Raw genomic sequence first — 25768 nt, forward strand, 5'->3', positions numbered from 1 at the left:
AGCGCGCCCGCGCCGAAAAGGAAAAGGCCCGGCAGGAACAGGCCGCGCGCGCGCGGCAAGAGCAGGCCGAACGGGAAAGGGCGGACGCACTGGCACGGCAAAAGCGCGCAACACAGAACCAGGAGGCGGCAGAGCGCGCCCGCGCACCGCAGCAACCCCCCGCCCGCCCCAAGGCACCCGCCCCCCGCCTGTTCGAGGCCGAAGCGCCCGAGACGCAAGAGCCGCTGACCCCGGCAACCGCCCCGCCGGTGCCCGACCTCGGGGCCGACGGCGCCCCCCCGCCCGAGGGCCGCGCGATGCAAACCCTGGCGACGCTGGCCGCGCGCCGGTCCTCGCGCCTGGCGCGTTTCTTCTGGTCGGTGCTGACCGCGCTGCTGGGCTTTGTGTTGTCCATCGCGGTCTGGGATTTCGTCACCGGCCTGCTGGACCGCAGCGCCACCCTGGGCGGGGTTGCGCTGATGCTGGTGGGGCTGGTCCTGCTGGCCGTGCTGCTGGTCATCCTGCGCGAGTTGGCGGCCTTTTCACGGTTGCGCCGCCTGGATGCCCTGCACAAGGAGGCCGACAGCGCCATCGCCGCCCAGGATCTGCAACAGGCGCGCGCGGTCTTTGACCACCTGATGCGCTTTTACGCCTATCGGCCGGATACGGAATGGGCCCGCGACCGGCTGGCAGAGCGGCGCGACGAGGTTCTTGACCCTGATGGATTGTTGGCCCTGACCGAACGCGAACTGCTGGCCCCGCTGGATGCCGCCGCCACGCGAGAGGTCGAGGCCGCCGCGCGCACCGTCGCCGCCGTCACCGCGCTGGTACCGATCACGCTGGCCGACCTCTTTGCCGCGCTGTCGGCCAACCTGCGGATGATCCGCCGTATCGCGGAAATCTATGGCGGGCGCGGGGGGCTGCTGGGCAGCATCCGGCTGGCCCGCGCGGTGCTGACCCATCTGGTCGCCACCGGCATGGTCGCGGTGGGCGATGACATGATTTCATCGATTGCGGGGGGCGGTGTGCTGGCCCGCGTTTCGCGCCGCTTTGGCGAGGGTGTGGTCAACGGCGCCCTGACCGCGCGGGTCGGCGTCGCCGCGATGGAGGTCTGCCGCCCCTTGCCGTTCCGCGAACTGGCGCGCCCCTCGGTCGGGGCCTTGGTCAAGCGGGCGCTGACGGGCGTGTTCAACAAGGCCCAGGAATGATGCCGCGGCGCGGCGTCCCTTTACGCCGCCCCCCTTTGCGCCCTATACAGCGGGCCATGATGACCGGCCTTATGCCCATCCGTCGAATTACCGGCCCGGCGCTCTGAGATCAGAGCCGCCGGGACAAGGCGCTTGACCCCTCGCGCCGCCGCTTCACCGACCGCCTGTCACCTATTCCCGAGGACCACGTCCCATGTGTGCCGACACGCCCGACTACAAAGACACCCTGTCCCTGCCCGAAACCGATTTCCCGATGCGCGCAGGCCTGCCCAAACGCGAACCCGGCTGGCTGGCCCGCTGGGCGGAAATCGGCGTCTACGACCGGCTGCGCGAAAAGACGGGCCGCCCGCCCTTTACCCTGCATGATGGCCCCCCCTATGCCAACGGGCACCTGCATATCGGCCACGCGCTGAACAAGATCCTCAAGGATTTCATCGTCCGGTCCCAGCAGATGATGGGCAAGGATGCGCGCTATGTCCCCGGCTGGGACTGTCACGGGTTGCCGATCGAATGGAAGATCGAGGAACAGTATCGCGCCAAGGGGCTGGACAAGGACAAGGTGGATGTCGTCGATTTCCGCCAGGAATGCCGCCGCTTTGCCGAGGGCTGGATCGACATCCAGCGGGAAGAGTTTCAGCGCCTGGGCATCACCGGCAACTGGGCCGATCCCTACCTGACGATGGATTACCACGCCGAAGCCGTGATCGCGCAGGAATTCCTGAAATTCCTGATGAACGGCACGCTGTATCAGGGGTCGAAACCCGTGATGTGGTCGCCCGTGGAAAAGACCGCGCTGGCCGAGGCCGAGGTGGAGTATCACGACCATCAAAGCCACACGATCTGGGTGAAGTTTCCGGTTACGCGCGTTCTCGATTTTCGTGCTGTGAAGCGTGGGCAGATCACCGATGAATTGCAGAGGCAACAGGACCAGAAATCTGACTTTAGCGGTGCGCAGGTCGTCATCTGGACCACCACCCCCTGGACCATCCCGCAAAACCGCGCGGTCTGTTTTGGCCCCGCCATCGCCTATGGCCTGTATGAAGTCACCGGCACACCTGACGAAAGCTGGGCAGAGGTGGGCGACACATACCTTCTGGCCGATGCACTCGCCGAGGACGTGATGCGCAACGCGCGCCTTGAACCGTCGATGTATTCCCGCCTGCGCGACGTTACGCCCGAGGAACTGGGGTCGCTCACCTGTGCCCACCCGCTCCGCGGCGTGGAAAACGGCAACGGCGAGTGGGACTATGACGTTCCCCTGCTGCCCGGCGACCATGTCACCGACGACGCGGGGACCGGTTTCGTCCACACCGCGCCCAGCCACGGCGACGACGACTACCAGATCGGCCTGAAGTTTGGCCTGCAGATGACCTATAACGTGCTGGAGGACGGCTCTTACCGGGCCGACCTGCCGCTGTTCGGCGGCGCCGTCATCACCAAGCCGAACGGGAAAGAGGGCGACGCCAACCGCCGGGTCATCGACAAGCTGGTCGAGGTCGACGCGCTGATCGCCCGGGGCAAGCTGAAACACAGCTACCCGCATTCCTGGCGCTCCAAGGCGCCGCTGATCTACCGCAACACGCCGCAATGGTTCGCCGCCATCGATGCCAGGCTGGACGACGGGATGGACAGCTATGGCGAAACGATCCGGCAACGCGCGCTGACCTCCATCGACCAGCTGGTGAAGTGGACGCCGCAGACCGGCCGCAACCGGCTGTATTCGATGATTGAAAGCCGCCCGGACTGGGTGCTGTCGCGCCAGCGCGCCTGGGGCGTGCCGTTGACCTGCTTTGTCAAGAAGGGGGCGAAACCGGACGATTCCGATTTCCTGCTGCGCGATCCGGCCGTCAACCAGCGGATCGTTGACGCTTTCGAACAAGAGGGCGCCGACGCCTGGTACAAAGAGGGCGCCAAGGAGCGCTTCCTCGGCAACGATTACAACCCGGATGATTACGATCAGGTCTTTGACGTTCTGGACGTGTGGTTCGATTCCGGCAGCACCCATGCCTTCGTGCTGCGCGACCGCGCGGACGGGTCCGAGGACGGAATCGCCGATCTGTATCTTGAGGGCACCGACCAGCACCGCGGCTGGTTCCATTCGTCCATGTTGCAGGCCTGCGGCACCATCGGCCGCGCGCCCTATCGCGGCGTGCTGACCCATGGCTTTACCCTGGACGAGAAGGGCAACAAGATGTCCAAGTCCCTCGGCAACACCGTGGCGCCCGAAGACGTGACCAAACAATACGGCGCCGACATCCTGCGGCTGTGGGTGGCGCAGTCGGATTACACCGCCGACCTGCGCATTGGCCCGGAAATCCTGAAAGGGGTGGCCGACAGCTATCGCCGGCTGCGCAACACGATGCGCTTCATGCTGGGCAACCTGGCCGGGTTCACGGACGCCGAACGGGTCGATCCCGCCGAGATGCCCGAACTGGAACGCTGGGTGCTGCACCGGCTGGCGGAACTGGACGAAACCGTGCGCCAGGGCTTTGACGCCTACGACTTCCAGGGCGTGTTCCAGGCGCTGTTCAACTTCGCCACGGTGGACCTATCGTCCTTCTACTTCGACATCCGCAAGGACGCGCTTTACTGCGACGGTCCCGATAGTCTGCGCCGCAAATCCGCGCGCACGGTGCTGGACATCCTGTTCCACCGGCTGACCACCTGGCTGGCCCCGATCCTGGTGTTCACGATGGAGGAGGTCTGGCTGGAACGCTTCCCCGGTGACGACAGCTCGGTCCACCTGGTCGATATCCCCGAAACGCCTGCCAATTGGCGCGACGAGGCGCTGGCCGCGAAATGGGCGGGCGTGCGGCAGGTGCGCCGCGTCGTGACCGCCGCGCTGGAAATCCAGCGCCGGGACAAGGTGATCGGCGCCAGCCTGGAGGCCGCGCCGGTCGTCCATGTGCGCGATGCGGAGGTGCTGGCCGCGCTGAAAACGGTCGATTTCGCGGATATCTGCATCACCTCGGCCATCCAGCTGACCGGCGATCCTTCCCCGAACGAGGCTTTCCGCCTGCCCGAGGTGGACGGCGTCGGCGTGGTCTTTGAAAAGGCCGAGGGGCAGAAATGCCAGCGCTGCTGGAAGATTCTGCCCGATGTGGGGGCCCATGCCCACGCGGCGACCTGTTCGCGCTGCAACGATGCCCTCGGATGAGGACATCGCTGCGGCCCTGATGGACCTGGCACACAGGCGGGGCAGGGGAAAAACCCTCTGCCCCTCCGAGGTCGCGCGGGAACTGGCCGCGGACTGGCGCCCGCTGATGCCGCGCGTATCCGCGCCGCCGCCGCGCGCCTGCACGCCAGCGGTCAAATCGCGATCACGCAGAACGGCGTGCCCGTAGACGCCGAAACAGCACGCGGCCCGATCCGCCTGGGCCTGCCGCGCTGATCTTCTTCTTGGTCAAAATACCCAAAAGGAAAAATCTTCCCGAAGATTTTTCCGCACGAAGAATTTTCGTGAAAATTCTTCGTCCCTCACGCCTTGGGATGGGCGGCCTCGTAGACCTCCATCAAGCGCGCGGTATCCACGGCCGTATAGGCCTGCGTGGTCGACAGCGAGGCATGGCCCAGCAATTCCTGGATCGCGCGCAGATCGCCCCCGGCACTCAGCAGATGCGTGGCAAAGCTGTGGCGCAACGCGTGGGGCGTGGCGGTGGCGGGCAGGCCCAGCCGGGCGCGCGCCCCCTCCATCGCGCGGGCGATCAGGCGCGGGTTCAGCGCCCCGCCGCGCACGCCGCGAAACAGCGGCGCCTCGGGCGTCAGCTGATGCGGGCAGGCGGCGGTATAGGCCTGCACCGCCGCACGGGCCGGCGCAATCACCGGCACCAGCCGTTCCTTGCCGCCCTTGCCGCGAATGCGCAGCACCTCGCCCAGCGGAACATCGGCGCCGGTCAGCGACAGCGCCTCGGAAATCCGCAGGCCGCAGCCATATAACAGCGTTGCCACGGCCACGTCGCGGGCGGCCACCCATCCTGTGGATGCGCCGGTGCCCATGTCGTCCAGCACCGCGCGGGCGGCGTCCTCGGACAGGGGACGGGGCAGCTTGCGCTGAAACCGTGGCGCGCGGGCGGCCAGCACCGGGCTGGGGTCGAACCCCTCTTGCCGGGCCAGCCAGCGGTAGAACCCCTTGACTGACGACAACGCGCGCGCCAGCGAACGCGGGGCGATGCCGCGGTTCCGCTCATGCGCCATCCAGGCGCGCAGGTCACGCAGCCCCACGGCCCGCAGATGCGCCATGCCCGTGGGCGCGCCGTGATAGTCGGCGAGAAAGGCCAGGAACCCCTGCACGTCGCGGCCATAGGCGCGGATCGTGTTGGCCGCGGCCCCGTTCAGGGCGCGTTCATGGTCCAGCCAGCGGGCCAGCGCATCGCGGGCGGCGGGGCTGATGTCCAGGCTCATCCCAGCCAGCGGCGCATCGCGCGTTCGAACACGCCCGCGAAGAAGGCCAGCAGATCGGTGCCCTGGCCCGGCGCGAACTGGTGCGGGTCTTCGGACCCCAGGGCCAGCATCCCCGGCAGGCGCCCCTTGCCCAGGTCCAGCCGCAGCAATGCCTCTGAGCGCAGATCGGCGGCGCGCGGGCCATAGATCGCCTCGCTGCCCGGCACGCCCTGGCGCAGTGTGACGGGCCGGGCGGCGTTGCCCCCCTGCATTCCCCCGGTAAGGCGATCCACAAAACCCGGCGGCGCCACGTGTACCACCGCGCCCAGACGGCCCAGGGCGGCGCTTTCGGCCTCGCGCGCCGATTCCAGCACCAGCTTGACGCAATCGACGCGCAGGACGGCGGCCACATCCTCGGGCAGGTTGGCCAGGAAGCTTTCGAAATCCAGCGGGTCCAGCAGCCGCAAAACCGCCCGGTGGATCAGGTTGGTGCCAGACAGGTTGTCATAGGCTGCCGCGATGACAGAGCGGTGGGTATCCTCCAGCCGGTCCAGCCGGGCCTCCAGCCGCTCCATCGCGATGCCGCGCAGATCGACGATATTGGCGCCCAGGGTCTTTTCGTTCGCGGCCACAAGGGCGCGCATCACGTCGGGATCGTCCAGGATCACCTCGGGTGCGGCGATGATCCGTGCGCGAAGATCCTCCGCGATCGCGGGAGTGCTGCCCATCTGCCCCTCGTCGTCTTTTGTCATTGTCCTGACGTTACACGAAATTTACAGGATTTTCTGCCCCGTTTTTTCCCAGTCGGCCATGAACGTGGCCAGCCCCTTGTCGGTCAGCGGGTGGGCGGCCATCGCCTTCAGCACCTGCGGCGGGCAGGTGGCCACGTCGGCGCCGATCTTGGCGGCTTCGGTCACGTGGTTGACCGAACGGATCGAGGCGGCCAGTATCTCGGTCTTGAAGCCGTAATTGTCATAGATCGCGCGGATGTCGGCGATCAGTTGCAGACCGTCCAAGTTGATGTCATCCAGCCGGCCCAGGAAGGGCGAAACGAAGCTGGCCCCGGCCTTGGCGGCCAGGATCGCCTGCGCGGCGGAGAAACACAGCGTGACATTGACCATGTGGCCCTCGCCCGACAATGCCTTGCAGGCCTTCAGCCCGTCCCAGGTCAGCGGCACCTTGATTGCGATGTTGGGGGCGATCTTGGCCAGTTTCTTGCCCTCTTCGATCATCGCGGGCGCCTCGGTCGCCACGACTTCGGCGGAAACGGGGCCGTCCACGATGCCGCAGATCTCGCGCGTGACCTCCAGGATATCGCGCCCCGATTTCATGATGAGCGAGGGGTTGGTGGTCACGCCATCGGCCATGCCCAGGTCGGCCAGTTCGCGGATCGCATCCACATCGGCGGTGTCGACGAAGAATTTCATTGGTGGGGCCTCTTGCCTTGCTGCGCATTTTCGCAGCCGGTCTAGCGGAAATGCCGCATTGCGGAAAGCCTTGGTTGCGGCGGCCCGATGCTGAGTGTCGAATTCCCAGAGGACGCCCGCGTCGCCGTGCTGACCGCCCAGCCCCTGGGCCGCCCCTTCGATTACCGCGCGCCCGAGGGGGGCTGTTCCACCGGCGACTTCGTCGAGGTGCCCCTGGGCCCGCGCAAGGTGCTGGGCGTGGTCTGGGGGACGGGGGCGGGCGATGTCGCAGCGGGCAAGCTGCGCGCGGTGATCCGCGTGCTGGATGCCGCCCCGATGCGGGAAGAAATGCGCGCCTTTCTGGAACGCGCCGCCGATTACACGCTGACGCCCCTGCCCGCGATGCTGCGCCTGGCCACCCGCGCGCCGGGTCTGGGCGATCCGCCGTCAATGCGGCGGTTGTATCGCCGGGGGCAGGGTGCGCCCGACCGCATGACCCCCGCCCGCGCCCGGGTGATCGAGCTGCTGGAGGATTACGGCGGGCTGGCCTTTACCCTGGGCGAACTGGCCGAACAGGCGGGCGTGTCGTCGTCGGTGGTCAAGGGGCTGATCCCCTCGGGCGCGGTGCTGGAAGAGGATGCGCCGCGTGACCGGCCCTACCCGCATCTGGACCCCGCCTTGCCCGGCGTCCCGCTGGCCGACGACCAGGCGCAGGCCGCCGCAAGGCTGCGCACGGGCGTGGCGGGCGGTGCCTATGGCACGACGCTGCTGAAGGGGGTGACCGGCTCGGGCAAGACCGAGGTCTATCTTGAGGCCGTCGCCGAATGCCTGTCCCACGGGCGGCAGGCGCTGGTGCTGCTGCCCGAAATCGCGCTGACGGCCGAGTTTCTGACACGGGTCGAGCGCCGCTTTGGCGCGCGGCCCGCCGAATGGCATTCCGGCGTCACCATGGCCGAGCGGCGGCGCGTCTGGCGTATGGTGGGCCGGGGCGGCGCGCAACTGGTGGTGGGGGCGCGGTCCGCGCTGTTCCTGCCCTTCCGCGATCTGGGGCTGATCGTGGTGGATGAGGAACACGACAGCTCTTACAAGCAGGAAGAGGGCGTTCTGTACAACGCCCGCGACATGGCGGTTCTGCGCGCCTCGCTGGCCGGGGCGCAGGTCGTTCTGGCCTCTGCCACACCCAGCCTCGAAAGCTGGGCCAATGCCGAGGCCGGCAAATACGCGCGCCTTGACCTGACCTCGCGGTTCGGGGACGCGGAATTGCCGGAAATGCGCGCTATCGACATGCGGACGCAAGACCTGCCGCCCAGTCGCTGGATTTCCCCCACGCTGGCGGCCGCGGTCGAGGCGCGAATGGCCGCCGGGCAGCAATCGCTGCTGTTTCTGAACCGCCGGGGCTATGCGCCAGTGACGGTCTGCCGGGCCTGCGGCCACCAGATCGGCTGCGACCACTGCGACGCCCGGATGGTGGAACACCGCTTTCTGAAACGGCTGGTCTGCCATCAATGCGGGGAAACCAAGCCGATCCCTGCCACCTGTCCCTCTTGCCAGGCAGAGGGCAAGCTGGCCCCGGTGGGGCCAGGGGTGGAGCGGCTGGCCGAGGAAACCGCCGAACGTTTTCCGGACGCGCGGGTGGCGGTGCTGTCCTCGGACCTGTTCACGACCGCCCGCGCGCTGAAGGCGCAGATCGAGGCCATCGCGGCGGGCGAGGCCGACATCATCATCGGCACGCAACTGGTGGCCAAGGGGCACAACTTTCCGCTGCTGACGCTGGTGGGCGTGATCGACGCCGATCTGGGCCTGCAAGGGTCCGACCTGCGCGCTGCGGAACGCACCTTCCAATTGATGCGCCAGGTTGCCGGGCGCGCCGGGCGGGGGGCGGACAAGGGGTTGGCGCTGTTGCAGACCTTTCAGCCCGAACACCCCGTGATCCGCGCGATCCTGACCGGCGAGGAAGAGAGTTTCTGGCAGGCCGAGGCGGCCGAGCGCCGCGCCGCCGGTGTGCCGCCCTATGGCCGGATGGCCGGCATCGTGATTTCCGCGCCCGAGGCGAAACCGGCGTTTGACCTGGGCACCTGGCTGGCCCACAACGACGCACCCCTGCGCCGGATCGGGGCGCAACTCTTCGGCCCCGCGCCGGCCCCGATTGCACGGGTGCGGGGGCGCCATCGCGTGCGGCTGCTGATCAAGGCGGACAAGGGCGCGCCGCTGCAGGCGGCGATTTCGGACTGGCTGGCCCCGGTGAAACTGCCTGCCCAGGTCCGGCTGGCGGTCGATATCGACCCGCAGAGCTTCCTTTGAGGGCGTCAACACGCCTTCGGCGAGGATATTTGGATCAAAGCAGTTGAAATGCTTTGGGTGAAATATCCCCGGGGGTGCGGGGTCAGGCCGCCCGCGCCGCGCCGCGGTTCTGGTCGACCAGGAAATCGGTCGCCATGCCGCCGATCCACATCGCGAACAGTGCCGCCCACATCGTACCGGCAAAGATCGACCCGCCGGTCACCCCCGCACCGATCGAGCAGCCCCCGGCCAGCATCCCGCCAAAGCCCATCAGCGCCGCGCCGATCATCGCCTTGCGCATGTTGATCTCGCTCTCGAACCCCTGAAAGCGCAGATCGCCTGCGATCCAGGCCGCCAGGAACGACCCCAGGAACACGCCGGGCACCAGGCCGATGTCGAAATGCAGGATCGCCGGACGTTCGAGGAAGAACATCAGTGTATTGGCCGAGGGGCCGGTGAAGGTCAGGCTTTCGATCTGCACCGGGTCGAAGCTGACCTCGGACAGGCCAAAGGTCAGCACCCATCCCACCGCCACCGAAAAGCCGACCCCGGCGCCAAAGACCAGTTTGCGGATCGAGATGCGGTTGCGATAGGCCATCCAAAGCGCGAGCGCGGCGAAGATGATGCCCATCAGCAGGCCAGAGGCCGCGGGCAGCCCCGCCGCGTCGATCAGGTTCACGTTGCGCCCGCCGGGGGTGATCCACAGCGCGGCCAGCCAGTCGCGCAGGGGCGACAGCCAGCCATGCAGGCTCATCTGCGCCAGCACGGCAAAGATCAGCCCTGACACGACCGAGCGCAGGTTGCCCGTGGCCGCCAGCACCAGCAGCCGCCCCGGACAGCCGCGCGACAGCACCATGCCCACGCCGAAGATCAGCCCGCCGATGATCGCGCCGGACCACGATCCGGGCACCGCCATCATCCGCGCATCCTCAGACCGCATCAGCCCCGCCAGTTCGGCGGCCTGCACCCAGACCAGCGCGGTTGAAAAGCACAGCAGCCAGACCGCCAATCGGTCGCCCATCTGGCCGCGCGCGAATTCCACCGTCGCCGCCCGCAGGCAGAAGGACGAGCGTTGCGCGGCCACGCCGAAGATCATGCCCGTCGCCAGGCCGAAAATGGCGGCGGTCGGCGCCTCGCCGATCTGTTCCACAAGTGCAAGGATGTCCATGCGCAGGTCTCCCGGTCTGCGAATTTCATTGGTCTTGCAACAAGCCCCTTGCCCGTTCCTTGATTCAGATCAGGCTGTGCGCGAATTTGCACTCGCCCAAGGGGCGGTTCGGGCGTAAAGGGCAGGGATGATGCACCTTGTCCGCCTGTCCGAGGCCCCCGGCCTGCCGCTGTGGCGCCGCCCTGTCAGCCTGCTGTTCCTGATGGCCTTTGCCATGCCGGTGGCCTTTGCCACATGGTCGGCGCTGCTGAACAACTTCGTCATCGAGGCGGCGGATTTCGACGGGGTCGATATCGGCTGGCTGCACACGGTGCGCGAAATTCCGGGCTTTCTGGCCATCGGGGTGATCGCGCTGATCATGGTGATCCGCGAACAGGTGCTGGGCGTGGTGGCGCTGATGCTGCTGGGGGCGGCAACGGCGGTGACCGCGTGGTTCCCGTCGCTGGGCGGGTTGCTGACGGTCACGATGCTCAGTTCCATCGGGTTCCACTATTACGAGACGGTGAACCAGTCCTTGCAGCTGCAATGGATCGACAAGGACCGCGCGCCGCAGACGCTGGGCTGGCTGGTCGCCGCCGGTTCTGCCGCGTCCCTGTTGGCCTACGGCTTGCTGGTGCTGGGGTGGAAGGCCTTCGATCTGTCCTACAATTTCGTCTACCTGACTGCGGGCGGGTTCACCGCTGCAGTGGCCCTGTTCTGCCTTCTGGCCTACCCGCAGTTCGAGGCGCCCAACCCGCAGGTGAAGCGGCTGATCCTGCGCCGCCGCTACTGGCTGTATTACCTGCTGCAATTCATGTCGGGCGCGCGGCGGCAGATCTTCGTGGTCTTTGCCGCCTTCATGATGGTCGAACGCTTCGGCTTTGAGGTGCACGAGGTCACCGCGCTGTTCATGATCAACTTCCTGGCCAATATGGCCTTTGCGCCGCTGATGGGCCGGGCGGTGGCGAAATGGGGGGAACGGCGCGCGCTGGCCTTTGAATATGTCGGGCTGATCGCGGTGTTCCTGGCCTATGGCGGGATCTACTATTTCGGCTGGGGCGTGGTGCTGGCGGCTGCGCTATACGTGATCGACCATCTGTTCTTTGCCCTGGCCTTCGCGCTGAAGACCTATTTCCAGAAGATCGCCGATCCTGGCGACATCGCGCCCACGGCGGCGGTGGCCTTTACCATCAACCATATCGCGGCGGTGTTCCTGCCTGCCGCACTGGGTTATCTGTGGGTGACATCGCCCGGCGGTGTGTTCGCGCTGGCCGCCGGGATGGCGGCGGCCTCGCTGATGCTGGCGCTGATGATCCCGCGCCACCCAGAGCCGGGCAACGAAACCGTGTTCTCCGCCCTGGTCGCGACGCCCGCCGAATAGCCTATCGCCGGCACAGCGGCGTGATGTCAAAGGCGATGATCTGCCCCTGCAACACCTCGAAGGACAGTTTTGAGGCGCAACCGCTGTCGGTTGTCGCGCTGCCGGTCAGCCGCGTGCCGGTCCCGTCGGACTCGACCGAGGCAAAGGACACATTCGTATAGGGTTCCACCCCGGCAAAAGCCTCGCGCAGGCGCTGAACCGTGAATTGCGATTGCAGGTTCGGATGCAGCAGGGCGCGGGCCTGGTCGTATTGCCCGGCACTGGATTGCAGCACGAAATTGCGCGCGATCTCTCGCTGGCCCGAGGTCAGGAACAGCACCGCAGCGGCGGCGATCCCGCCCAGAACGGCCAGCCCCAGTATGATCTTGAGAAAGGTTTTCATGGTCTCCCCCGTCATGCGCGCCGCCACTTTCAGGGTGCGCCTACATGCGCGATCCGGCAAGCCGCCGAAATAGCGCAGCCTTGAAATCCGCGCGCAGCGGGAAAGATAGACAGGGGATACCGACCAAGTGAGGTTCCCGCGATGTTTTCCCTGTTCAGCCGCAAGACCGACATGGTGCCCCAGGCCGATGCCCTGCCGGGCCGCCCCGATCCGATCCCGACCGCCGAGAGCCATTTCGTCTACGGCCGTCCGCTGAAGGCGCCCGTGCCCGAGGGCCTGCAAGAGGCCATCTTCGGCATGGGCTGTTTCTGGGGCGTGGAACGGATGTTCTGGCAACTGCCCGGCGTGTGGATGACGGCCGCCGGCTATGCCGCGGGCTTTACCCCCAACCCCACGTATGAGGAGGTCTGCACCGGCCGCACCGGCCATAACGAGGTGGTGCACGTGGTCTATGATCCGGCGGTGATTTCCTATGACGACCTGTTGCGCACCTTCTGGGAGGGGCACGACCCCACCCAGGGCATGCGGCAGGGCAACGACCGGGGCACGCAGTACCGATCCGGCATCTATACCTATACCGACGCGCAGCGACAGGCGGCCGAGGCCAGCCGCGATGCGTTTGCCCCGCGCCTGCGCGCGGCAGGTTATGGCGCGATCACCACGGAAATCCTGCCCGCGCCGCCCTTTTATTACGCCGAGGATTACCACCAGCAATACCTGGCCAAGAATCCCGGCGGCTATTGCGGGCTGGGCGGCACCGGGGTCAGTTGCCCCGCCGGCACCGGGGCCTGAGCGCGCTTGACGGTGGGCGGGGCGGGGTCTATCGCGGCGCTGACCCCAGCGAAAGGACGCCCGATGCCCACCTTTACCGCCCTGACCACCCTAGAAGGCAAAGACGCCGCCGAGGCCCTGGGCGCCGCGATGGAGCGTCTGACCCCCGAACCGACCGGCGTGGGCGTGTTCGAGATCGAGGACGGCTCGGGCCTGTGGGAAGTGGGCGGCTATTTCACCGAGGCGCCTGACGCCGCCGGGCTGGCCCTGCTGGCCGCGATGCATGGCGCCCGCGATTTCACCGTGTCCGAACTGCCGGAAACCGACTGGGTGGCCAAGGTGCGGCGCGAGCTGGCCCCGGTCGAGGCCGGGCGCTTTTTTGTTTATGGCAGCCACGATGCCGATCGCGTGCCCGCCGATTGCATCCCCCTGTTGATCGAGGCGTCGATGGCCTTTGGCACCGGGCATCACGGCACGACCCAGGGCTGCCTGCGCGCGCTGGACCGGCTGGCGACGGCGGGACTGGCCCCCCGCGCGGTGGCCGATATCGGCTGTGGAACGGCGGTGCTGGCCATGGCCGCGGCGCATCTGTGGCAGGTGCCGGTGCTGGCCTCGGATATCGACCCGGTCGCGGTCGAGGTGGCCGAGGCCAACGTCGCGGCGGGCGGTCTGACCGGGCGCGTGCACTGCCTGGAGGCTGCGGGATTCGACCATCCCGCGTTGGCAGAGGCTGCCCCGTTCGGCCTGGTCTTTGCCAATATCCTCAAGACGCCGCTGATCGCGCTGGCGCCTCTGATTTCCGAACATCTCGATGCCGGGGGCGTGGCGATTCTGTCGGGCCTGCTGAACGAACAGGCGGACGAGGTGGCCGCCGCATACGTGGAAAACGGCCTTGTCGTCCACGATCAGGAATCAATCGGTGACTGGACGACGATTTGTGTCCGAAAGCCCGCCTGATCCGCCCTATTTTCGCCTGAATTCAACCGCATTCTGGACACGGGTGGGGCGAAAGTGAGGAGGGGAGCATGTCTGATCCCCAAGACCCCCAAAGGCGCGCCTATTACGCGCGGGTCGCCCGTCTGGAGCGGATGCACAGCCGGGGATACGGGTTCGAGGCCCCGGGAACGCTGGGGCGATCCTATTACACGCATTACCAGCGCTCATCGCGTCGGCGCGTGCCGGTCCTGCGCATCGCAGCCGTTGTCGCGGCGGCCCTGATCCTGATGAAGGCGCTGATCGTGTCGCAGATCGGCGTGATGGATTACAACATGCGGCTTGACCGCTTTGGCGCCGACACGGTCGCACAGCGCAGCCTTGCCTACGTGATGCAGGTCGATCCGATCACGGCCTGGCTGGGCGCAGAGTTGCACAAGGCATTCGCCGCCGCCGGATAGCCGACGCGTCACCCGAAAACGAACCGACGCGCCGGGATAACCGGCGACTGCGCCTAGCGCCCGATGCGCGCGATGTCGGCGCGGCACAGACCGATATCGTCCAGTTCACGGTCGCTCAGCCGGTTCAGCGCCGTGCGCGTGGCGCGGGCGTCATGCCAGGTGGCCAGGCGCCCCAACGTGTCGCCGATCATGCGGTTGAGACGACCCCCAAAAAGGTGGCCGTCCATCTGCGGGCGGGAATAATCGTAAACAGCCATGAGAGTCGTCCTCTTGTTCGAAGGCGCGATTTGTGGTGCACCGTATCCCGCACGTAGGCTGCCGCAGCCCCGCGCACAAGCGGGATATATGCATGAAATCCATGCAGTTTCCGCATGGCTTGGCCTTGGCTAACGCATTGTTGCAAGGTAAAAAAACACCACGCGTCAGGTGTCGCTTTCGGATTGTCCGATGCCGTTTTCCGGCCCCGCGCGGCGGCCTGGCGTATGGCGGGTGGCGCATTCCCGCTGGTCGATGTTCGCTTTTCGTGCTACGCCCTGTGCAAAGATACAACAATCGGGGCGGAGCATGCGTGTTTTGGGCATCGACCCGGGCCTGCGCACCACCGGCTGGGGCGTGATCGAGGTATCGGGCAGCAAGCTGACCCATGTGGCCAACGGCCTGTGCCTGTCGGGTGCGGGGTCGCTGGCCGCGCGGCTGTTGGCGTTGCACGAACAGTTGTCAGAGATTGTCACCCGTTTCGCGCCGACGGCGGCAGCGGTGGAACAGACCTTTGTCAACCGCGACGCGGCAGGTACGCTGAAGCTGGGCCAGGCGCGCGGCATCGCCCTGCTGGTGCCCGCGCAGGCGGGGCTGGAGGTCGGCGAATACGCCCCCAACGCGGTCAAGAAGACCGTGGTCGGCGTGGGCCACGCCGACAAGCGGCAGATCGATCACATGGTCCGCCTGCAATTCCCGGGTATCGAGATTGCCGGACCCGACGCCGCCGACGCGCTGGCCGTGGCGCTGTGTCATGCCCATCACACGGGCGGCGGCAACCGGCTGGCCGCCGCGCTGGCGCGGGCTGGCGCATGATCGGGCGGCTGGCCGGGCGGCTGGTGCATCGCGGCCCCGATCGCGTGATGATCGACGTGGGCGGCGTCGGTTACGAGGTGCACGTTTCCGACCGCACGCTTGCCACGCTGCCCGGCATAGGTGAGGCCGTGGCGCTTTATACCGAACTGCTGGTGCGCGAGGATCTGCTGCAACTCTACGGCTTTCCCACGCTGCTGGAACGGGAATGGCATCGCCTGCTGATCGGCGTGCAGGGGATCGGCGCCAAGGCGTCGATGGCGATCCTGGGCACGCTGGGGGCCGAGGGCGTCAGCCGTGCCATCGCCCTGGGCGACTGGGCCGCGATCAAGGCCGCGCCCGGCGTCGGCCCCAAGATCGCGCAGCGCGTGGTGAACGAGCTGAAGGACAAGGCGCCCGGCGTCATGGCCTTGGGCGGTACGCTGGATCAGGCGACCGGCGCCGCCCCCGCCACGGCGGATGTCGTGGATACGCCTGCCCCGGCCGCGCCGCCCCCATCTGCCCCGCAGGGCGGTGCCCCGGCCCAGGCCGAGGCGTTGTCGGCGCTGGCCAACCTTGGCTACGGTCCGTCCGAGGCCGCCCAGGCCGTGGCGCAGGCCGCGGGCGAGGCGCCGCAGGCCGACACACCCACGCTGATCCGGGCAGCGCTGAAACTACTGGCACCGAAGGGCTAGGCGATGACCGGACCTGATCCCACCCTCCGCCCCGAGGCGCAGCCAGAGGATACCGACCGTGCCCTGCGCCCCCAGCAGCTGGGCGATTTCATCGGCCAGGCCGAGGCCCGCGCCAACCTGCGCGTCTTCATCGAAAGCGCGCGGCGCCGGGGCGAGGCGATGGATCACGCGCTGTTCCACGGCCCCCCCGGTCTGGGCAAGACGACGCTGGCGCAGATCATGGCGCGGGAACTCGGCGTGAATTTCCGCATGACCAGCGGCCCCGTGCTGGCCAAGGCGGGCGATCTGGCCGCGATCCTGACCAACCTTGAGGCGCGCGATGTCCTGTTCATCGACGAGATTCACCGCCTTAGCCCAGTGGTCGAGGAGGTTCTGTATCCGGCGATGGAGGATTTCGAGCTGGACCTGGTGATCGGCGAGGGGCCGGCGGCGCGCACCGTGCGGATCGAATTGCAGCCCTTCACCCTGGTCGGCGCGACAACGCGGCTGGGCCTGCTGACCACGCCGTTGCGGGATCGGTTCGGCATCCCCGTGCGGCTGCAATTCTACACAGCCGAGGAACTGGAACGGATCGTGGCGCGCGGTGCGCGGCTGATGGGGGTGCCCGCCGATGCGGACGGTCTGGCAGAGATCGCGCGCCGGGCGCGTGGCACCCCGCGGATCGCCGGGCGGCTGTTGCGCCGTGTCGTGGATTTCGCGCTGGTCGAAGGCGGCGGGACGATCACCCGCGCGGTGGCCGACAACGCCCTGACCCGGATGGAGGTCGACGAACTGGGCCTGGACGGGGCCGACCGCCGCTACCTGCGGCTGATTGCCGAACACTACGGCGGCGGCCCCGTGGGGATCGAAACCATCAGCGCCGCGCTGTCGGAATCCCGGGACGCGCTGGAAGAGGTGATCGAACCCTACCTGCTGCAACAGGGGTTGATCCAGCGCACCCCGCGCGGGCGAATGCTGGCGCAACGGGCCTGGGGGCATCTGGGGCTGGCCGCGCCGCGCGCGCCGGGGCAGGGGGCATTGTTCGAGGACTGATCAGGCCTCGATCCAGATGGTGACCGGCCCGTCATTGATCAGGGATACCTTCATGTCCGCGCCAAAACGGCCCGTGGCGACCTCTATCCCCTCGCCGCGCAGCGCCTCGGCGAAACGGTCGTATAGCCGTTCCCCCTGGTCGGGCGGTGCTGCCGCTGAAAAGCCGGGCCGGTTGCCGCGTGTCGTGTCGGCGGCCAGCGTGAACTGGCTGATGACCAGCGCCGCGCCGCCGGTGTCCAGCAGGGCGCGGTTCATCTTGCCGGCGTCATCCTGAAAGATGCGCATCCTGGCGATGCGGCGGGCCAGTTTGTCGGCCTGTGCCTCGGAATCGCCCGCCATGGCGCAGACCAGGATCATCAGCCCCGGGCCGATCTGGCCCAGCACCTTGCCATCGACGCGCACGGCGGCCTCGCTCACCCGTTGGACAAGCGCCCTCATGTCAGTTCGTGCGCCCAGGGCGGATTGGCGCCTGCGCGCGACACGGTGACGGCGGCGGCGCGCATCGCGTGGGTCAGCACCTGTTCAAGGGTTTCGGCGCCCAGCCCGGCCAGGGCCGTCCGGTTCAGCTTGCCCGCCGCCTGCAAGGCGGCCAGCAGGCCAGCGTTGAACGTGTCGCCCGCGCCGACCGTGTCGATGACCTGGACCACCGGCGCGGGCAGGTGCAGTTCCGAGGCGCCCCAATAGGCGCTGACCCCGGCCGCGCCGCGCGTCAGCAGGATCAGCCGCGGTCCCTGTGCCAGCAGGCGCTGCGCCTGGGGGTGGGCCTCGGCCTTGTCGTCCAGCCATTGCAGGTCTTCGTCCGACAGCTTGACGATATCGGCGGCGGCGATCATGCGGGCCAGCCGCGCGCGATAGGCGGCCTCGTCGGTGATGAGGTCGGGGCGGATATTGAGATCCAGCATCGTGACCCGGGCGGCCTTTTCGCGATGGAACAGCGCCTCGAACGCGCTGCCGCAGGGTTCGGCCGCCAGCGAGATGCCGCCGCATAGAACGGCCTCGACCGCGTCGGGCAGATCGGGCAGGTCGGCCGCCGTCAGCATCCGGCCTGCGCTGTTCTCGTCCTCGAACGCGTATTCCGGGTCGCCGTTACCCAATCGGACATGGGCCAGGGTGGTGGGGCGGTCGACGCGGGGGCACAGGGTCGTGTCGACCCCGGCCTCGGCCAGGGCATCGATCAGCAGCACCCCATAGGGATCGGTGGAAACCGGCGCAAAGAAGCCGACCCGCGCCCCCAGCCGGCCCAGGGCGACGGCGGTGTTGTGGGCCGCGCCGCCGGTATGGGGGGCGGGACAGTCCGTGCCCGGTCGCGGCAGCATGTCGATCAGGGCCTCGCCCGCGCAAAGGATCATCCGCTGTCTCCTGCTGGTCGACCCGTCGGGGCCGACCGTAGGGCGAATGTCCGGCCTGGCCGGACAAAGGTCAAGGACGATCCTTTCCCGCTGCGCGTGTGTTGGTGCGCTGTTCGTCCCATGGGAAAGGCGCCGAAATGGTTGAAAAAGCGCATATCATCGGGTTCTGCCGCTGCTTCAGACCCGATGCCGCAGGTCGTCGGGCAGGGGGCCGCGCAGGGCGAGGGGCGTGCAGATCCCGATGCCCAGGGCTGGGCGTGCCGCCCGTCGGGGCGCCTTAGCGAAAGACCTGCGTCGCGTTGATCCAGTCCACCATCGCCACGTCGATCTGGCGCAGGATTCGGGCGGCGGTTTCGGGGTCGTTCTGGTTTTCCAGCGCATCCAGCGCCATGTGCACGCCGCGATGTATCTGCTGGATGCCGTCGCGGGCCTCGCGGTTGGCAGAGGGTTTCATGTCGTCCGTTCCTTCTTGCCGATCTTGGGTTCGGTTCCGGCGATCAGGCGGCGGATATTGGCGGCGTGGCGGATATAGATCAGCACCGCCAGCAGGGCGCCAAGAACCGTCATGCTTCCATGGCCCAGCAGCAGCGCCCAGACCGGGGCCAGCGCCGCGGCCACCAGCGCCGAGAGGGAGGAGTAGCGCAGCGCCACCGCCACCGCCAGCCAGGTTCCGCACGCCGCCAGCCCCACCGGCCAGGCCAGCGCCAGGAGCGTGCCAAGAAAGGTCGCCACCCCCTTGCCGCCCTTGAACCCCAGGTAGACCGGGAACAGGTGGCCCAGAAACGCGGCAAAGCCCGCCAGTTGGGCGGCATCCTCGCCCACCGTCGCGCGGGCGATCAGAACGGCGATGCCGCCCTTGCCCGCGTCCAGCACCAGTGTCAGAAAGGCCGCCAGCTTGTTCCCGGTGCGCAGGACGTTGGTCGCGCCGATATTGCCCGACCCGATCTTGCGCAGGTCGCCCAGCCCGAAAAGCCGCGCCATCACGATGCCAAAGGGCACCGCCCCCAGCAGGTAGCCAAGCAGCACCACAACCCCCAGCAGCAGCGGCGCGGTTTCGATCGCGGGCATGTCAGCCTCCCTCGAAAATATGTTTGCCGGCAACCCAGGTGCCCAGCACGCGGCCCTGCATCCGCGCGCCGTCAAACGGGGTGTTCAGCGATTTCGAACGCAGGGTGAAGCGGTCCAGCACAAAGGGCGCGTCGGGGTCGAACAGCACCAGATCGGCAGGCGCCCCCGTGGCCAGCCGCCCGGTATCCAGCCCCAGCCGCCGCGCCGGGTTCAGCGACAGCGCGCGCCACAGACGGGGCAGGGCAATGGCGTCTGCATGCACCAGCCGCAGCGCCGCGGGCAGCAGGGTTTCCAGCGCGACCGCGCCGGCGGCGGCCTCTTCGTAGGGCAGGCGCTTGGATTCCTCGTCCTGGGGGGTGTGCATGGAACAGATCACGTCGATCAGCCCGCTGGCCACCGCCTCGACCAGGGCCACGCGGTCGGTTTCGGCGCGCAGGGGCGGTTTCACCTTGAAGAAGGTGCGATAGTCGCCCACGTCCAGCTCGTTCAGCGTCAGGTGGTGGATCGACACGCCCGCCGTTACGTCGCGGCCATTCCCTTTGGCCCGTTCCAGCGCGGGCAGGGCGCGGGCGGTTGTGATCTGGTCGGCGTGGTATTTCACGCCCGTCATCTCCACCAGCGCCAGGTCGCGGTCCAGCGCCATGCGTTCGGCCATGGGCGACACCGCCGGCAGACCGCGCAGCGAGGCAAACTTGCCGCTTGTGGCACTCGCCCCCGCCGACAGGCCCGGATCCTGCGGATGGGCGATCACCAGCGCGCCCAGGGACCGGGCATAGGTCATGGCGCGGGACAGCACCTTGTTGTTTTCCACCACCTGGTCGCCATCGGTAAAGGCCACGGCGCCCGCGTCCTGCAGAAAGCCGATCTCGACCATCTCGCGGCCCTCGCGGCCCTTGGTCAGGGCGGCCATGGGCTTGATGCGGACCGGCGATGCCTCGCGCGCGCGGCGGGTGACGAATTCCAGAACCTCGGGCGTGTCGATGGCAGGCTGGGTGTCAGGCCGCGTGACCATGGTGGTCACCCCGCCCGCCGCCGCCGCCGCCCCGGCTGAGCCAAAGCTTTCCTTGTGCCGTTCGCCCGGTTCGCAGACCTTGACGCCGATATCCACGATGCCCGGCGCCAGGCATTTGCGCGCGCAGTCGATGACGTTGTCGGCGGCGGGGGGCTGCCCGGTGCCGATGGCCAGGATCGTGCCGCCCTCGACCAGCAGCCAGCCGAGGGCGTCGGTTTCGGCCTCGGGGTCGATCAGGCGGGCGTTCTTGAAAAGGGTTTTCATTGCGCTGTCCCCCGCGCGCTGTCGATGCGCGCGCGCACCGCATCCGGGTCGGACAGGAATTTTACCAGATGCTTGTCACCGGAAATCGTGACCACCTGTACCGCGCTGCCCAGTTTGCGCGCGGTGCGGATGTTGCCCAGCAGGATTCGCCGCCCGCCGGGGCCCAGCAGCGCCCGGTCGGTCAGGGTCCACTGCATCGCCAGCTCTTCCTTCATCAGGTAGGCGCCGCGCGTGCCCACGCCCAGTACGCCCGCCACGATCCCCGCCCAGGGGTAGGGGTTGCCGATCAGCGCCAGGCCCAGGGTCGCCGCCAGCCCGCCGAGGACCGCCAGCATGACATGGGCCTTGATATAGGTGCCCCGGTCGGGCTGGAACCGCGCCAGCGCGGTTTCGCCGTCGTCCAGCGGGGTTTGCAGCTTGGGGTCAAACATAGATACCTCCGTCGCCGGCGCGTGCGGCCCGCAGGTTTTGCGCCAGCAGGTCCATCGCGGCCATGCGCACCGCCACGCCCATTTCCACCTGTTCCTGGATCACGCTGCGGTTGATGTCGTCGGCGATGGTGCCGTCGATTTCCACGCCCCGGTTCATTGGCCCCGGATGCATCACGATGGCGTCGTCCTTGGCATAGGCCAGCTTTTCGGCGTCCAGCCCGTAGCGGTGGAAATATTCCCGCTCGGAGGGGATGAAGCCGCCATCCATCCGTTCCTTTTGCAGGCGCAGCATCATCACGACATCCGCACCCTCCAGCCCCGCGCGCATGTCGTCATAGACCTCTACCCCGAAATCGGCGGCGCGGGCGGGGATCAGCGTGGGCGGGCCGATCAGGCGCACGCGGTTTTCCATCTTGCCCAACAGCAGGATGTTCGACCGTGCCACGCGCGAATGCGCAATGTCGCCGCAGATGGCGACCGTCAGGCGTTGCAGCCGCCCCTTGGCCCGGCGGATCGTCAGCGCGTCCAGCAGGGCCTGGGTTGGATGTTCGTGTCGCCCGTCGCCCGCGTTCAGCACCGCGCAATTCACCTTTTGCGCCAACAGGTCCACCGCGCCGGAATTGGGCTGGCGCACGACCAGCAGGTCGGGATGCATCGCGTTCAGCGTCAGCGCCGTGTCGATCAGCGTTTCGCCCTTTTTGATGCTGGACGCCTGCATCGCCATGTTCATCACGTCCGCGCCCAGGCGCTTGCCCGCGATCTCGAAACTGGCCTGGGTGCGGGTCGATGCCTCGAAGAACATGTTGATCTGGGTCATGCCCCGCAGCACGTCGGCGTGTTTCTCGGGGCTGCGGTTCAGATCGACGTAATGTTCGGACAGGTCCAGAACGGTTCGGATTTCGTCGGGCTTCAGCGGTTCGATGCCCAAAAGATGGCGCGCGCGGAATGTCATGGGGCCTCCGACCTGATCGGGTCGCTTATAGAAAGCGTGTCCCGCCCCGGCAAGGGAGCGTTGCCCCTTCTGCCCGCGCCGCCTACCTTTGGCGAATGGAGTCGGTTCTGGATCATCATACCGCGCGGGCGCTGCTGGACTGGCAGATCGAACTGGGCGCGACGGAGGCGATCTGCGATGCGCCGGTGAACCGCTATGAGGCGGCGGCGCAGGCCCCCGCCGCCGTGCCCAAGCCTGCGCCGACCGCCGCCCCGCCGCCGCCAATAGTGGCCCAGGTCGATCCGGTGGCCGTTGCGCGTGAGGCCGCCGCCGGGGCGGGCGATCTGGACGCGCTGCGCGCGGCCATGGCCGCGTTCGAGTTTTGCGACCTCAAGCTGGGCGCGCGCAACCTGGTCTTTGCCGATGGCAACCCGGCCGCCCGCGTGATGGTCATCGGCGAGGCGCCCGGTCGGGATGAAGATATCCAGGGCAAACCCTTTGTCGGGCGCGCGGGGCAATTGCTGGACCGCATGTTCGCCGCGATTGGCATGGATCGGGCCAACCCGGACGCGCAGCGCGCGGTCTATATCACCAACGTCCTGCCCTGGCGTCCGCCGCAGAACCGCGACCCCAAACCGGAAGAGGTGGCGATGCTGTTGCCATTTATTGAACGCCATGTGGATCTGGTTGCACCGGACGTGCTGGTGCTGATGGGCAACATTTCCTGCGGGGCGCTGTTGGGGCGCAAGGGCATCACCCGGTTGCGCGGCAACTGGGTGCAGGCATTGGGCCGTCCGGCGCTGCCGATGTTCCACCCCGCCTACCTGTTGCGCAACGCCCATGCGAAACGCGAGGCGTGGCATGACCTGTTGATGTTGCAGGCAAAACTGCGGGGGGATGGATGAGGATCCTGGCCTTTTCCGATCTGCACCTGTCGCGCCCGGATGCCGCGGCGCTGGTCGCGGCCTCGGCGCAGGCGGATCTGGTGATCGGGGCGGGGGATTTCTGCAACGCGCGTCACGGGCTGGCCCAGGCGATGGACCTGATCGCCGGGATCGCCGCGCCCATGGTTCTGGTGCCCGGCAATTGCGAAAGCGTGGACGAGTTGCGCGCCGCCGCCCCGCAGGGTGCCCATGTGCTGCACGGGCAGGGGGTGCAGGTTGCTGGCCTGCGCCTGTTCGGGCTGGGCTATGGCGTGCCGGTCACCCCCTTTGGCGCGTGGTCCTGCGACCTGACCGAGGATCAGGCCGAGGAGATGCTGAACGCCTGCGATGCCGCCGACGTGATGGTGTTCCACTCGCCCCCCAAGGGGATTGCCGATGTGACCTCGGCCGGGCTGTCGGTCGGGTCCACGGCGATCCGGCAGGCGATTTTCCGGGTGCAACCGCAGCTTGCCGTTTGCGGCCATATCCACGATAGCTGGGGGCAGGAGGGCCGGATCGGCGCAACCCGCGTCGTCAACCTGGGCCCCTTCGTCAACTGGTTCCAGATCGGGGAGGATCCATGAGCCGCATCGACGAGACCAAGGAATTTATCCCCGTGCGCATCGCGGTGCTGACCGTGTCGGACAGCCGCACGATAGACGACGACCGCTCGGGCCAGACGCTGGCCGACCGGATCACGGGGGCGGGGCATGTCCTGGCCGCCCGCGCCATCCTGCCCGACGAACGCGCCCAGATCGCCGAACAATTGCGGGAATGGTGCGCCGACCCGGAAATCGACGTTGTGATTTCGACCGGCGGCACCGGGTTGACCGGCCGCGATGTCACCGTCGAGGCGCACCGCGATGTCTATGAAAAAGAGATCGAGGCCTTCGGCACGGTCTTTACCATGGTCTCGATGGCCAAGATCGGCACCTCGGCGGTGCAGAGCCGCGCAACGGGGGGGGTCGCGCACGGCACCTATCTGTTCGCGCTGCCCGGCAGCCCCGGCGCGTGCAAGGATGCCTGGGACGAAATCCTTGCCCCGCAGTTCGATTACCGGCACAGGCCCTGCAATTTCGTCGAGATCTTTCCGCGGCTGGACGAGCACCGGCGACGGAAATAGCGCGCAAAAGCGTAACGGAGATGTTTCTTGGCGGATGGGCGCGCTGCGCCTATCTAGCGCAAGGCATTTGCCATTTTCCCGCCCGGGAAAGGAGCCGATAGATGCGATTTCTTCGCCGCAGCCTTGTGGGGTTGTTCCTGATTGCCGTGACCGTGGGTATCCTCGCTTATGCGGGGAACACGATCTATTCCTCGGTGCAGGCCCGCCTGTCGCAGGAACCGATGCAGCGCCCCCCGCGCGAACGGATCTTTGCGGTCAACGTGCTGAGCTATCAGCCGGGGCAGGTGACGCCCGTGATGACGGCCTTTGGCGAGGTGCGCGCGCGCCGCACGCTGGAATTGCGCGCGCAATCGGGCGGCGAGGTCATCGAACTGCACCCCGATTTCGAGGAGGGCGGCATCGTCCGCAAGGGCGAGTTGGTGCTGCGCGTGGACCCGGCCGATGCGCAATCGGCGTTGCAGGTGGCCCGCACCGATCTGGCAGAGGCCCAGGCCGATCTGCGCGATGCCGAACGCACGCTGGAGCTGGCCCGCGAAGAGCTGGAGGCGACCCGCGAACAGGCCCGCCTGCGCGAACGCGCGCTGGCACGGCAGCAAAACCTGCGCGACCGGGGCGTTGGCACCGATTCCGCCGTGGAAGAGGCCGAACTGGTGGTGGCCTCGGCCAATCAGGCGGTGGTGTCGCGCCGGCAATCCGTGGCCCAGGCAGAGGCCGCGCTGGAAACCACGCGCACCGGCCTGGAACGCGCCCGCATCAACCTGGCCGAGGCCGAACGCGATCTGGCCGATACAGAACTTTATGCCCCGTTGTCGGGCCAGTTCAGCGATGTCAGTCTGACCGAGGGCGGGCTTGTGTCCTCGAACGAGCGGGTCGCCGACCTGATCGACGCCAGCGCGCTGGAGGTGTCGTTCCGCCTGTCCACGGTGCAATACAGCCGCCTGCTGGACGAAGCGGGGAAATTGCGCCCCGCACCGGTGACGGTCGTTCTGGATGTCTTTGGCGCGGATCTGGAGGCGACCGGCACCATCACCCGCGAAAGTGCCGCCGTGGGCGAGGGGCAGGTGGGCCGGGTTCTGTACGCCCGTCTGGACGGTGCTGCGGGGTTCCGCCCGGGCGATTTCGTGACCGTCCGGATTGAGGAACCGCCGCTGGACGGGGTGGCACGCCTGCCGGCCTCGGCGATTAACGCGGCGGGCGAATTGCTGGTTCTGGGTCAGGATGACCGGCTGGAGGCTGTCGCCGTCACGCTGCTGCGCCGCCAGGATGACGATGTGATCGTGCGCGGGGCCGATCTGGCCGGGCGCGAGGTGGTCGCCGAACGCTCGCCCCTGCTGGGGGCCGGGATCAAGGTGCGCCCGATCCGCCCGGGCGCCGATGCGGGCGGGGGGCAGCCGCCGGACCTGGTTGAACTGAGTCCCGAACGCCGCGCGGCGCTGATCGCCTTTATCGACGGCAACCCGATGATGCCCGACGCGGCCAAGGCCCGCGTCAAGGCGCAGTTGGAACAGGATCGCGTGCCCGCCCGGATGGTGGAACGCATCGAAAGCCGGATGGGAGGCTGATCC

The 25768-nt window shown here is 67.7% G+C and carries 29 protein-coding genes; 16 read left to right on the forward strand and 13 right to left on the reverse strand.

Annotated elements, in window-relative coordinates; genetic code table 11:
- The first annotated feature begins 188 nt into the window (after positions 1–188).
- The 4 genes from EV656_RS16810 (at position 189) to EV656_RS16925 (ending at position 4578) form a co-directional block, all read left to right on the forward strand.
- Entirely contained in the window at positions 189–1187 is a 999-nt protein-coding gene (locus EV656_RS16810) for a YcjF family protein (RefSeq protein ID WP_425057180.1), read from the forward strand.
- Between the two features lie 193 nt (positions 1188–1380).
- Positions 1381–4344, forward strand: a complete 2964-nt coding sequence (gene ileS, locus EV656_RS11760) for an isoleucine--tRNA ligase (RefSeq protein WP_132604189.1) — start codon at positions 1381–1383, stop codon at positions 4342–4344.
- A 19-nt stretch (positions 4345–4363) separates the two neighbouring features.
- The gene (locus tag EV656_RS11765) at positions 4364–4531 is read left to right on the forward strand and encodes a DUF3253 domain-containing protein (RefSeq protein ID WP_341799021.1); all 168 of its coding nucleotides are present in this window, start codon (positions 4364–4366) and stop codon (positions 4529–4531) included.
- Positions 4507–4578, forward strand: a complete 72-nt coding sequence (locus EV656_RS16925) for a DUF3253 domain-containing protein (RefSeq protein WP_341799022.1) — start codon at positions 4507–4509, stop codon at positions 4576–4578. The genes EV656_RS11765 and EV656_RS16925 overlap by 25 nt, the downstream gene beginning before the upstream one ends.
- A gap of 86 nt (positions 4579–4664) precedes the next feature.
- Here the strand turns inward: EV656_RS16925 and EV656_RS11770 are convergent, their stop codons facing one another.
- The 3 genes from EV656_RS11770 to fsa are packed head-to-tail and all read right to left on the reverse strand — an operon-like array spanning position 4665 to position 6994.
- Positions 4665–5588, reverse strand: a complete 924-nt coding sequence (locus EV656_RS11770) for a tyrosine recombinase XerC (protein ID WP_132604192.1) — start codon at positions 5586–5588, stop codon at positions 4665–4667.
- Positions 5585–6319, reverse strand: coding sequence for a DUF484 family protein (locus EV656_RS11775; protein ID WP_425057179.1), 735 nt, complete (start codon positions 6317–6319; stop codon positions 5585–5587). The genes EV656_RS11770 and EV656_RS11775 overlap by 4 nt, the downstream gene beginning before the upstream one ends.
- A gap of 21 nt (positions 6320–6340) precedes the next feature.
- Positions 6341–6994 carry a fructose-6-phosphate aldolase gene (gene fsa / locus EV656_RS11780; protein WP_132604195.1) on the reverse strand — a complete coding sequence of 218 codons (654 nt, stop codon included), beginning with the start codon at positions 6992–6994 and terminating at the stop codon, positions 6341–6343.
- A gap of 87 nt (positions 6995–7081) precedes the next feature.
- Here fsa and EV656_RS11785 point away from each other — a divergent pair, with 87 nt between their 5' ends.
- On the forward strand, positions 7082–9274 hold the full coding sequence (locus EV656_RS11785; protein ID WP_132604198.1) for a primosomal protein N': 2193 nt from the start codon (positions 7082–7084) through the stop codon (positions 9272–9274).
- An 82-nt stretch (positions 9275–9356) separates the two neighbouring features.
- Here the strand turns inward: EV656_RS11785 and EV656_RS11790 are convergent, their stop codons facing one another.
- The gene (locus EV656_RS11790) at positions 9357–10421 is read right to left on the reverse strand and encodes a YeeE/YedE family protein (RefSeq protein ID WP_132604201.1); all 1065 of its coding nucleotides are present in this window, start codon (positions 10419–10421) and stop codon (positions 9357–9359) included.
- Positions 10422–10548: 127 nt separating this feature from the next.
- Here EV656_RS11790 and EV656_RS11795 point away from each other — a divergent pair, with 127 nt between their 5' ends.
- Positions 10549–11781, forward strand: a complete 1233-nt coding sequence (locus EV656_RS11795; RefSeq protein ID WP_132604204.1) for an MFS transporter — start codon at positions 10549–10551, stop codon at positions 11779–11781.
- A 1-nt stretch (position 11782) separates the two neighbouring features.
- Here the strand turns inward: EV656_RS11795 and EV656_RS11800 are convergent, their stop codons facing one another.
- Positions 11783–12163 (reverse strand): hypothetical protein, encoded by a 381-nt coding sequence (locus tag EV656_RS11800; RefSeq protein WP_132604207.1) that lies wholly within the window; start codon positions 12161–12163, stop codon positions 11783–11785.
- A gap of 141 nt (positions 12164–12304) precedes the next feature.
- Here EV656_RS11800 and msrA point away from each other — a divergent pair, with 141 nt between their 5' ends.
- The 3 genes from msrA (at position 12305) to EV656_RS11815 (ending at position 14328) form a co-directional block, all read left to right on the forward strand.
- Positions 12305–12955, forward strand: coding sequence for a peptide-methionine (S)-S-oxide reductase MsrA (gene msrA, locus EV656_RS11805; protein ID WP_132604210.1), 651 nt, complete (start codon positions 12305–12307; stop codon positions 12953–12955).
- Positions 12956–13018: 63 nt separating this feature from the next.
- The gene (locus EV656_RS11810; RefSeq protein ID WP_132604213.1) at positions 13019–13891 is read left to right on the forward strand and encodes a 50S ribosomal protein L11 methyltransferase; all 873 of its coding nucleotides are present in this window, start codon (positions 13019–13021) and stop codon (positions 13889–13891) included.
- Positions 13892–13959: 68 nt separating this feature from the next.
- Entirely contained in the window at positions 13960–14328 is a 369-nt protein-coding gene (locus tag EV656_RS11815; RefSeq protein WP_132604216.1) for a hypothetical protein, read from the forward strand.
- Positions 14329–14381: 53 nt separating this feature from the next.
- Here the strand turns inward: EV656_RS11815 and EV656_RS11820 are convergent, their stop codons facing one another.
- On the reverse strand, positions 14382–14585 hold the full coding sequence (locus EV656_RS11820; protein WP_132604219.1) for a DUF1127 domain-containing protein: 204 nt from the start codon (positions 14583–14585) through the stop codon (positions 14382–14384).
- A 307-nt stretch (positions 14586–14892) separates the two neighbouring features.
- Here EV656_RS11820 and ruvC point away from each other — a divergent pair, with 307 nt between their 5' ends.
- From ruvC to ruvB, 3 genes are read left to right on the forward strand one after another with little or no spacing between them, the layout of a single operon-like run.
- Positions 14893–15399, forward strand: a complete 507-nt coding sequence (gene ruvC, locus EV656_RS11825) for a crossover junction endodeoxyribonuclease RuvC (protein WP_132604222.1) — start codon at positions 14893–14895, stop codon at positions 15397–15399.
- The gene (gene ruvA, locus EV656_RS11830) at positions 15396–16070 is read left to right on the forward strand and encodes a Holliday junction branch migration protein RuvA (protein ID WP_132604225.1); all 675 of its coding nucleotides are present in this window, start codon (positions 15396–15398) and stop codon (positions 16068–16070) included. The genes ruvC and ruvA overlap by 4 nt, the downstream gene beginning before the upstream one ends.
- 3 nt (positions 16071–16073) lie before the next feature.
- The gene (gene ruvB / locus EV656_RS11835) at positions 16074–17102 is read left to right on the forward strand and encodes a Holliday junction branch migration DNA helicase RuvB (RefSeq protein ID WP_132604228.1); all 1029 of its coding nucleotides are present in this window, start codon (positions 16074–16076) and stop codon (positions 17100–17102) included.
- Here the strand turns inward: ruvB and dtd are convergent, their stop codons facing one another.
- The 7 genes from dtd to EV656_RS11865 form a co-directional block, all read right to left on the reverse strand.
- Positions 17103–17540: a D-aminoacyl-tRNA deacylase gene (gene dtd / locus EV656_RS11840; RefSeq protein ID WP_132604231.1), complete on the reverse strand. Its 438-nt coding sequence runs from the start codon at positions 17538–17540 to the stop codon at positions 17103–17105.
- On the reverse strand, positions 17537–18451 hold the full coding sequence (locus EV656_RS11845) for a carbohydrate kinase family protein (RefSeq protein WP_132604234.1): 915 nt from the start codon (positions 18449–18451) through the stop codon (positions 17537–17539). Before EV656_RS11845 ends, dtd begins: the two co-directional genes overlap by 4 nt.
- A gap of 277 nt (positions 18452–18728) precedes the next feature.
- On the reverse strand, positions 18729–18905 hold the full coding sequence (locus EV656_RS16580; protein ID WP_165919002.1) for a hypothetical protein: 177 nt from the start codon (positions 18903–18905) through the stop codon (positions 18729–18731).
- Positions 18902–19519, reverse strand: a complete 618-nt coding sequence (gene plsY / locus EV656_RS11850) for a glycerol-3-phosphate 1-O-acyltransferase PlsY (RefSeq protein ID WP_132604237.1) — start codon at positions 19517–19519, stop codon at positions 18902–18904. Before plsY ends, EV656_RS16580 begins: the two co-directional genes overlap by 4 nt.
- A gap of 1 nt (position 19520) precedes the next feature.
- Entirely contained in the window at positions 19521–20795 is a 1275-nt protein-coding gene (pyrC, locus tag EV656_RS11855) for a dihydroorotase (protein WP_132604240.1), read from the reverse strand.
- On the reverse strand, positions 20792–21226 hold the full coding sequence (locus tag EV656_RS11860) for a hypothetical protein (RefSeq protein WP_132604243.1): 435 nt from the start codon (positions 21224–21226) through the stop codon (positions 20792–20794). The genes pyrC and EV656_RS11860 overlap by 4 nt, the downstream gene beginning before the upstream one ends.
- The gene (locus EV656_RS11865) at positions 21219–22178 is read right to left on the reverse strand and encodes an aspartate carbamoyltransferase catalytic subunit (protein WP_132604246.1); all 960 of its coding nucleotides are present in this window, start codon (positions 22176–22178) and stop codon (positions 21219–21221) included. Before EV656_RS11865 ends, EV656_RS11860 begins: the two co-directional genes overlap by 8 nt.
- Positions 22179–22273: 95 nt before the next feature.
- Here EV656_RS11865 and EV656_RS11870 point away from each other — a divergent pair, with 95 nt between their 5' ends.
- From EV656_RS11870 to EV656_RS11885, 4 genes are all read left to right on the forward strand, one after another.
- Entirely contained in the window at positions 22274–23062 is a 789-nt protein-coding gene (locus EV656_RS11870) for a uracil-DNA glycosylase (protein WP_132604249.1), read from the forward strand.
- Positions 23059–23664 (forward strand): metallophosphoesterase family protein, encoded by a 606-nt coding sequence (locus tag EV656_RS11875; protein ID WP_132604252.1) that lies wholly within the window; start codon positions 23059–23061, stop codon positions 23662–23664. The genes EV656_RS11870 and EV656_RS11875 overlap by 4 nt, the downstream gene beginning before the upstream one ends.
- Positions 23661–24203: a molybdenum cofactor biosynthesis protein B gene (moaB, locus tag EV656_RS11880; protein ID WP_132604255.1), complete on the forward strand. Its 543-nt coding sequence runs from the start codon at positions 23661–23663 to the stop codon at positions 24201–24203. The genes EV656_RS11875 and moaB overlap by 4 nt, the downstream gene beginning before the upstream one ends.
- Before the next feature lie 101 nt (positions 24204–24304).
- Entirely contained in the window at positions 24305–25765 is a 1461-nt protein-coding gene (locus EV656_RS11885) for an efflux RND transporter periplasmic adaptor subunit (protein ID WP_132604258.1), read from the forward strand.
- Positions 25766–25768: the final 3 nt, after the last annotated feature.

The sequence above is a fragment of the Rhodovulum adriaticum genome (assembly GCF_004345735.1).
Lineage (GTDB): Bacteria > Pseudomonadota > Alphaproteobacteria > Rhodobacterales > Rhodobacteraceae > Rhodovulum > Rhodovulum adriaticum.